Genomic DNA, 8,509 nt, shown 5'->3' with positions numbered 1-8,509 from the left:
GTTTCGCACATTGGTTGAGTCCCGGTCCGGCTCCGCCTGATTTTTCTTGTGCCCGAGATGCTCGGTCATTTCCTCGTCAAGCGCCGCTTCCAGCACGTTCTTAGTGAACAGTTTCAGCAGACCGTCCGGGCCAGTCAACGCCAATCCCCGTGCCTTGGCCTCGGCCACCATCGCCGCCGCGGCGGCCTGCTCCGGCGACAACCGCGCCGGCTTCTCGTCACGCTTGCCTGGACTCACAAGGTCCGATGTCATCACTCACAGTGCCCATCCCGCCGGACCTCAGCCCGGCGTGTCGGGCCGGAAACACCGATCTTGGAACAGTCCCCATCGCTTACGTGCCTGAGTCGACGCAGCTGGTCGTCGAGTATGAGCTGCCGACGATGCGGGTCGTGCCCTCGGTCTCGGAGTACCGATACGCAAAGACGAAGGACGAGCACACCGAGAAAGCACGTCTCGGGCGCAACTCCGGCGCACGCATGTCGGCTTCTGTCAGGGCTTAGCGGCGTGCTGACTGATTGGCCGGGGCGAGTGGTCAACCGCGGGGTGGTGGTTGTGCAACGAGGCTGGGGTCGGCGCGAAACTCGCGCAAGGTGGTTGACGAGCCGTCGCTCAGGGAGATGTGCCAGAACGTCCAGTCGGTGCACGACTTGCGACCAGTCACCATCATTCCAGCCTCGTCTGGGCTGCCAAATGAGTCCACATCGCTGAGCCAGAGTAGGCCCTGCGCGTCTACAGTGGCCTCCTGTCGAGCAGCTTGGTGTTGTGCGAACACTCGCGTTCCCGGGGCGATGCGCCCGTTCGCGACGAGTGTGCCGAGTGGGGTGCGCGGCAATCTGCGACCCGTGCCGGTTCGGTCCGGCACGGTCGAATCAGAAGGTAGGAGCCCTGACGGGGTTGGCTCCGTTGTTTCGGCCTCGGGGACGATGAGACCGAGGACGGCGGGATCCCAAATGCGGAGTAGAAGCTTCCTGTAGAGCTCGCCACGAACGTCGATGACTTTGCGCATCGGCGTCGCCGTGCCGAAGGAGCGCAGTGTGCCGTCGAGGCGGTGCGAGTCGCGTAGCTTCCTCAACGCTGGATTGTTGCGTGCGTAGCCGTCGGAGAGTACCGCGAGCAGAGTGTTCCGGCGGATGTACCAGCGGGCCTTGGGGTCAAATGTCAGGTCTCGGATGCTGGCATTGTCGGAACTTGGCAGCAGGCCGAGCGCGCCGAAGCGGTCGCGGAGGAGCCGGAATTGGAGAGGGGTGAGGTCTGGATGTCGTTCCGCGTGGTTCGCGTAGAGGTGCTCGATCTGCCAGAGCCTTTGGGCTGGCATACAGGCATGGACGTCTGCGGGTTTGCTCATTTTGTCTTCAACGTATGTGGTCAGTCTCGCAAGGATGTAGTGGACCTGGGCGCGGTTGTCACCACGGAGGCGGAACGTATGTACGACGTCGAAGTCGGTGGTCGGGGTCTCTCGGCCGAGGCGTGCGGCGAGTTCTGATGACGTCCGGCACCCTCGGATGAGTGGGATGAGTTGGAAGATGCGCTCGGTCAGGTCCTCGGGCCGCGTCGGCTCGTCGTGCACTGCGCGTATGGCGTAGATCAGATCGAGGTAGTTGCCGGCGATCCGGGCTTTTTCTGTGCCTGGGACAAGGTGTCGTCGGGTTGGACGGCGGCCATGATCAGGGCCATTTGCGCGGTGAGACCGTTGATGTGGTTGTAGTAGAGGGAGCTGAGACCGTTTTCGGTGTACGGCTTCGTGGTCGCGGCGGCGAGGTTGGCGTAGTGCCTGCCGAGACTCACAAGGTGTTCTACGAATCGTGAGTAGGAGTCGTCATCGTCTCGTAGGTCGAGTCGGTCGCTGTTGCGTCGGACCCAGAGGTGTGGGGTGACGCGGATTTCCTCGGCATCCGCGGCGTCTTCGTCGAGGTCGGCGTAGCGGGCGAGAAGCACTGATTTGAGGAACTCCAGCGGGGCCGTTCGGTCGCCGCGGACCCTGGTGACCTCCGACAGCATGTCCCGCCAGCGCTTGTTCACCGCTTCCTCGTCGGCGCGGACCTTGGACAACAAGAAGCTCTTGACGAGGTCGACCGGCGTCAGGCGAGCGCCCCGGTCGTTCCTCGACTCGAAGATGCGGAACCCGTTATTGCGGTCGACTGCCTCGATGCCTGCCATGACGACGTTGTCGAGCAGCCAGTCGACGAACTGACCGTGCTGCTCGGACTCGAACCTAGCTTTCAGCGCTTCTTCGATCTGCCAGCTGCGATCCCACAGGTTCTGAACCGACAACGACGCACCGAGTGGAACCTCATAGTCGCGGTCGAAGAACAGCGCCTCCAGCGCGTCCTGGCGCTCTTCGATGTCAACGCGGAACCGTGGGCGCCGTCCGTGCTCGGCGACGATGACCCGGTCGAGCGGGTACCGCCTCCTGGCCGTCAGGGGACTCAGGCGGAAGAGATGCAGAAAGATCAGATGCAGCGTGGTGAAGCGCTGTTGGCCATCAACCAGGAACCGGCGGTCGCCGTCTTCCTCCGCATAGACGAACGGACCCAGGAAGAACGGCAATGGACGTTCTCTGCGCCGCCGCAGCGCCCGCCCTCGTTCGGAGGCCTCGAACTCGTCGAACAGATCGTTGAGCAGGATCTGGACTTGTTCGGCCGTCCACTCGTACTCGCGCTGGTAAGGCTTGGGGTTCTCCAGCGGTCTTTTACCGGTGAGTGGGCGGGTGGAAGGGCAGGGTTGGTGCGAGCAGGGTGAGCAGGGTGAGCACGACGGTTAGGAGGATCAGCAGGTAGAGGAACGTGTAGCCGACGATGTCGCGGGCTTTGAGCGAGAGCACGCCGAGGAGGGGCAGCATCCAGAAAGGGTTGATCAGGTTGGGGAGCGCCTCGGCGGCGTTGTAGGTCTGCACCGTCCAGCCGAGGTTGACGCCCATGTCGGTGGCGGATTGCATGACATAGGGGGCCTCGATGATCCATTTTCCGCCGCCGGAGGGAATGAGGAAGCCCAAGATGATCGAATAACCACCGATGAGCAGTGGGAACAGTTCGGGGGAGCTGATGCTGGTGAAAGCGGAGGCGAGGTAAGTCGATAGGGAGTGGCCATCGTGGTTGACGGCTTTGGTCATGATGGCCGCGATGCCCGCGTAGAACGGGAACTGGATCAACACACCACCGATGGCGGGCACTGCCTGGGTGACGGCGGCCAGGAAGTGGCGGGGGCGCCAGTGCAGTAGCAAGCCGAGTGTGAGGAACAGCAGGTTGTAGGTGTTGAGACCGGAGATGGCGACGATCGGGTCCTGGTCGGCGAACTGTTGAACGGCCCAGCCGCCGGTGAGTGCGACCACGACCAGGGTGAGCAACGGACTGTATTCGAGCCATTCGCCGGGGCGAGTACGGGGCGCGCTGTCGTCGATCGGCTGATCGGGGGCGACGCCCAGGTCAGCGGCGGTACGGGCCAGCTCGGCCGGGGGCGCGGAGAAGAACGCGACGATGACGCACACGGCCACGATGACACCGGCGAGCAGCATGGATTGCCAGGTGAAGATGGTCTCGCGGAAGGGGATCACGCCGGTGATCGGGAGCAGACTCTTGGGGATGCTGGCGGGGTTGGCTTGCAGCTGGGCGGCTGATGAGCTGAGGCCGAGGGCCCAGCTGCCACCGAGGCCGAGGTAGGCGGCGGCCGAGGCGGCCCGGTAGTCCATGCGAAGTGTGTCGCGGTCGGCCAGGCGTCGTACCAGGAGCGCGCTGAAGATCAAGCTGAATCCCCAGTTGAGCAGGCCGGTCAGGAGGCTGACGGCGGCGACGAACGCAACCGCTCCACGCGGCGTCCTCGGCAGCCGGGCGAACCTGGTGATGAGCCGGCCGACGGGACGGGCGGTGGCCACGACGTATCCCCCGATGGCGACCATGGCCATCTGCATGGTGAAGGGGATCAGATCCCAGAATCCATCGCCGAACACCAGGGCCACTGTGGCCGGAGGGGCGCCGATGCCGAGCGCGGCGACGGCGACGGCCGCGACGGTGAGGAGCGCGAAGACCAACGTGTTGGGGAACCAGCGTTCCGACCAGGCCGCGCTGCGGATCGCGAGTTTGGCCAACGGGCCGGATGCGGTGGGGGAGGTGGTGGTCATGAAGACTCCTCGCGGCCGGGGTGCGTGGCGTGGATGGCGTCCCGGTACACGAGTGATGCCGCGGTGAGATCGGCCAGTGCGGTGCCCACGGTTTTGAACAGGGTGATCTGCCCGTCGTCCCGGCGGACTGGCACGTCTCCCCGGCACAGCTCGGGCAGGGTGGCGGCGATGGTGGCAGGGTCGAGGACTCCAGCGGCGATGGGTTGAGTGAGGTCGCCCGACTCCTCGAGCGCGACCGGCGAGTCGAGATAGATCGTCGCTTGGCGCACGCAGTCGTCGTCGGACTCGCGCATGCTCGTGCGGAAGCTGCCGATGAGGTCGAGGTGGGTTCCGGGGCGAAGCCACGACCCGTGGATGACCGGTTCCGTGGCGAGGGTCGCGCAGGTGATGACGTCGGCGCGGCCGGCGGCTTCGGAGAGCTGGGTGACCACCTGCGCATCGGTACCGGCGCCGGCCAGCTGGGCGCGCAGTCTGGCGGCCGCCGCGGGGTCACGGTCGTGGATGAGCACGGTCTGGATGTCGAGTACTTCGGCGTAGGCAGAGGCCACCAGACTGCCGACATGTCCGGCGCCGACTATCAGATGGACACGGGACTTCTGACGGGCCAGGTAGGACGCGGCCAGCGCGGAGGTGGCCACGGTGCGCCTGCGGGTGAGCTCGTTGCCGTCGATTACCGCGAGGTGTTCCCCGGTGCGCGCGCTGGCCAGGACGAACGCCGAGGAGAGTGCGGGCCGGCCGGCTGAACTGTTGGCCGGGAACACGCTCACCAGCTTGACGCCCAGATGGTCGCCGTCCGTCCAGGACGGCATCAGCAGCAGGGTCGCGTCTGTGTCGGCGTCGATGACGTGGTGATGGCGGTGAGGGGTATGGCCACCTCTGGCGAAGCCGTCGCGCAGCGCGGGTATGAGCGCATCGAATCCGAGTGCGCGGACGGTGTCTGCGGCATTGATGATCAGCATGAGTTTCCTTCTGGGGTCAGGCGTCCAGGACGAGGTCGCCGATCGGGATGGATTGGCAGGTCAGGCAGTGGTCGGCGGGCAGGTCATCGGCCGGTGTGACCAGGTGGGCGACCGATCCGTGAAGGACCGGTACGGCGCAGCTCTCGCACTGGCCGAGGCGGCAGCCGCTCGGCATCGGAATGCCGGCCTGCTCGGCGAGCTGCAGCAGGGTGCCGTTGTTCTTATGCCAGCGCAGCTGGGTGCCCGAGCGTGCGAAGCGCACCAGCGCGGTCGCGTCATCGGGCACGGTGACCGGTCGAGCGGCGGCGTGGAACTTCTCGGCGAAGACCTCGAACCGGGCGACCCCGCGGCGGCGCAGGCCCTCGGTGAGCTCCTCCAGCATCGACTCCGGCCCGCACAGGTAGAACCGCGCGCCCTGCTCGATGAGCTCGTCGTCGAGGGCATCGACAGTGATGCGGCCGTGCCGGGCGTAGTCCTGCCCGAGGATCTCGCCGTCGGACGGAGTGCTGTAGTGATCGACGACGCGGAGTCGGGGGATCCGGCTGGCCAAGGCACGAATGCGGTCGGCGAAGAGGTGACCGGCGCGGTTGCGGCTGCCGTGGTGCAGGACCACGTCGGGTCTGTCGGCGCGCTCGGCCAACGTCTCCAGATACCCGAGGAACGGCGTGATCCCGATGCCGGCGGCCAGCAGCACGATGGGGCGGGTGTGTCGGGTCGGGATGGTGAACGTTCCGCCCGGCGGCGTCAACCAGACCCGGCTACCGGGGCGGAGCTGTTCGTGGATCACCGTGGACAGGCGGCCGCCGCTGACCCGCCGCACGGCGATCGAGTATTCGGCCCGGTCCGGTGCACGCGCCGGGCCGGTGAGGGAGTAGCTCCGGGCGGTCGCCAGGTCGTCGGCGCCGGCCAGGGTGATGTGCTGCCCGGGTAGGTAGTCGGGGAGCGGGTCGGTGTCGGCGGGGCGCAGCCGCAGTTCGACCACGTCGGCGCCGGCCGGCGAGGCGGCCGCCACGACGAACTCGCGCTGCCCGCGCCACGTCGTGGCGCTGGCCCGCCGCACGCGGCAGGCGGCGGAGCGCATGGGCACCGAACCACTGATCGGGTCGTGGTACTCGTCGTCGATGAGCAGGTTGTAGTTGCGCCCGCCGTCGCGGCGCAGTGGGTCCGAGCCGGGCAGGCCGAGGTCGGGGGTGTCCTGCCACCAGCCGTATTCGGCGACCACGACCTCGGGGTGCAGCGACTCGTCGAGGCGGGCCCTCATCTGTACGGCGGCGTTGCGGGTGCGGATCTCCACCCAGTCGCCGTCCTGGATCTCGTGCCGGGCCGCCAACACCGGGCTGAGGTCGACGACCGGGTCGATCGAGCGTTTGCGCAGTGAGGTGAGGCCACGATGCTGGCTGTGGCAGAAGTACCCGTTCTTGGCGCACGTGAGGACCAGTGGGTAGCCCGGGTCCTCGGCTCGGACCGGGTGCACCGGTACCGGCGAGTAGCCGTGCTCGGCCAGCCGCTCGGAGTAGAGCTCCACCCGGCGGGTCGGGGTGGCGAAACCGGTCACCTGCCCGTCCGGTCCGAGCTCGGCGTACTTGCGGTACCGGGTCTGTAGCGGCAGCCGGAGGCCGCCCGGGTGCGCTCGCAGGTCGTCGACAGCCAGCCCCAACGGGGCCAGCTGATGGTTCCAGGCGGCCTCGATGTCGCCGTCGAAGAACTCCGATCCCATCCCGAGTCGTTCGGCCAGTTCGAAGACGACCTCGGTGTCCGAGCGCGACTCGCCGACGGGGGAGACCATGCGGGGCCGGACCTGCACGGTTTCCTGGGCCCGTTGGTTGATCTCGAAGCCCACCTTGATCGCTTCGTGTTCCCAGGGGCTGTTGACCGGCAGCAGGATGTCGGCGAAACGCGCGGTGGGGTTCTCGAACAGATCCAGGTGCACGGAGAATTCGAGTGCGCTCAGCGCCGCCGCCGTTCGATGCGGGTCGGGCTGGGAGAGCAGCAGGTTGCCGCCGAAGGACACCAGCGCCCGGATCCGGTAGGGATCGCCGGTGAGCACGGCCCGGCACAGATCTCCGGCGTTGACCCAACCCTGTGCGGCCGGGCCCAGTGGGAAGCGCTCGGCCCCGACCGCCTTGGCGCGTTGCTCGGCCGGCAACTGCTCGGGCGAGGTGACCGGGCCGGCGGGCAGGCGGGGGAGTAGGACGTTGCCCCCAGGAGCGTCGAAGCTGCCGGTCAGCGCATAGAGGGTGGCGATCGCCCGTTCGGTCTGGGTGGCGTTGTCGTGCTGACCGATCCCGGACCACGCCGCGTAGGTCACCGAGGAAGCGTGTGCGAGCTCCTCGGCGCAGGCCACCAGCTGGCCGGACGGGACATCGGTCACGGCGGCGGTGCGTTCCAGCGGCCATGCCGCACACGCCTCGGCGTACCGCTCGAACGCGGGTACACAGTCGACAGGGCCGAGGCGGGTGCGCACGCGTCGCTGCCCGCGCAACGCGAACCGCTCGGGCGCGGAGGCGGCCACCCGGGGGTCGTAGGACTCAGGTTGGCCGGCGACCTCGTCCCACACGACGTAGCCGGCCAGCTCCGGATGTACCTCGTCGGCGCGCAGGAACCGACCGTCGTCGCAACGCACGAGCAGCGGACCGTTGCTCCACGCGCGTAGGAACGCCGCGTCCGCGCCTCCACCGGCCAGCACTTGGTGAGCCAGGCCCAGGGCCAGCGCCGCATCGGTGCCGGGGCGCACCCGCAGCCAGTGATCGGCGTTGAGCGCACTGGTCGAGCGGCGTGGGTCGACGACCACGAGCCGCGCGCCGCGGGCTCGCGCGGTGGCCAGGGCGGCCGACTGGGCCAGCCACGACTTGGCCGGGTTGTGTCCCCACAGCACCGCCAGATCGGTGCCGGCGTAGTCCGGCGCCGGCAGCCCGGTGCCGAAGGTGAACGCGTGGGCGAAGTCCTTGTGCCAGTTGCAGATCTCGGTGGAGTAGCACGTGTTGGGGCTGCCGAACAGGCGGATGAACCGCTCGACCCAGTCGATCGAATCGGACAGGGCGGTGCCGCTGGGCGAGGTCACCGAGAACGCAACCGCCTCCGGCCCGGACTCCGCGCGGATGCGACCGAGCTGCCCGGCCACCTCGCTCAGGGCCTCGTCCCAGCTGATCTCTCGCCACCGGGGGTCGGGATCGGACTTCGAGGTGGTGCGGCGCTGTGGACGGGTCAGCCGGCTCGGGCTGTGCACGATCTCGGGCGCCGCCCGTCCTTTCGGGCAGAGCGCGGCGCCCGTCGGATGCTCCGGATCGGGGCGGACCGCTCGGAGCGCATCACCGTCCACCGAGTACACCGCCCCGCAGCGGGATCGGCACAGCGTGCAATAACCGCGAATCTCCGGCACTGCCACCTCCGTATAGCTATCGGTGACCGGTAACCGGTTACCCATTACCGGTGACGA

Annotated in this window: 7 protein-coding genes; 1 reads left to right on the top strand and 6 read right to left on the bottom strand. The window is 67.6% G+C overall.

The window, feature by feature from the left end:
- On the bottom strand, positions 1 to 252 hold a 252-nt coding region (locus tag G406_RS48335; protein ID WP_037077530.1), incomplete at its 3' end, for a transposase.
- Between the two features lie 83 nt (positions 253 to 335).
- Between G406_RS48335 and G406_RS57060 the strand changes: the two genes are divergently transcribed.
- The gene (locus tag G406_RS57060) at positions 336 to 500 is read left to right on the top strand and encodes a hypothetical protein (RefSeq protein WP_156935014.1); all 165 of its coding nucleotides are present in this window, start codon (positions 336 to 338) and stop codon (positions 498 to 500) included.
- A 32-nt stretch (positions 501 to 532) separates the two neighbouring features.
- Here the strand turns inward: G406_RS57060 and G406_RS0120255 are convergent, their stop codons facing one another.
- Genes G406_RS0120255 through G406_RS0120235 form a run of 5 tightly spaced genes read right to left on the bottom strand, consistent with a single transcriptional unit; the run spans position 533 to position 8,452 of the window.
- Positions 533 to 1,567, bottom strand: a complete 1,035-nt coding sequence (locus tag G406_RS0120255; RefSeq protein ID WP_028935224.1) for a restriction system modified-DNA reader domain-containing protein — start codon at positions 1,565 to 1,567, stop codon at positions 533 to 535.
- 17 nt (positions 1,568 to 1,584) lie between these two features.
- Complete coding sequence (locus tag G406_RS0120250; RefSeq protein ID WP_084216239.1) at positions 1,585 to 2,682, bottom strand: DUF262 domain-containing protein; 1,098 nt, start codon at positions 2,680 to 2,682, stop codon at positions 1,585 to 1,587.
- Between the two features lie 7 nt (positions 2,683 to 2,689).
- Complete coding sequence (locus tag G406_RS0120245; protein ID WP_028935222.1) at positions 2,690 to 4,114, bottom strand: short-chain fatty acid transporter; 1,425 nt, start codon at positions 4,112 to 4,114, stop codon at positions 2,690 to 2,692.
- On the bottom strand, positions 4,111 to 5,073 hold the full coding sequence (gene lhpI / locus G406_RS0120240) for a bifunctional Delta(1)-pyrroline-2-carboxylate/Delta(1)-piperideine-2-carboxylate reductase (RefSeq protein WP_028935221.1): 963 nt from the start codon (positions 5,071 to 5,073) through the stop codon (positions 4,111 to 4,113). The genes G406_RS0120245 and lhpI overlap by 4 nt, the downstream gene beginning before the upstream one ends.
- 16 nt (positions 5,074 to 5,089) lie before the next feature.
- Positions 5,090 to 8,452: a molybdopterin-dependent oxidoreductase gene (locus G406_RS0120235; protein ID WP_028935220.1), complete on the bottom strand. Its 3,363-nt coding sequence runs from the start codon at positions 8,450 to 8,452 to the stop codon at positions 5,090 to 5,092.
- Positions 8,453 to 8,509 lie beyond the last annotated feature (57 nt).

The organism is Actinospineispora spinosispora DSM 44797 (assembly GCF_000429025.1).
Taxonomy (GTDB): domain Bacteria; phylum Actinomycetota; class Actinomycetes; order Mycobacteriales; family Pseudonocardiaceae; genus Pseudonocardia; species Pseudonocardia spinosispora.
The sequence above is the reverse complement of the archived record's forward strand: the minus strand, read 5'-3'. Positions and strand labels throughout refer to the sequence as shown.

Bases quoted from the DNA above. Each gene is read 5' to 3' on its own strand.
- G406_RS0120245 (WP_028935222.1), bottom strand. From the start codon at position 4,114: ATGACCACCACCTCCCCCACCGCATCCGGCCCGTTGGCCAAACTCGCG.
- lhpI (WP_028935221.1), bottom strand. From the start codon at position 5,073: ATGCTGATCATCAATGCCGCAGACACCGTCCGCGCACTCGGATTCGAT.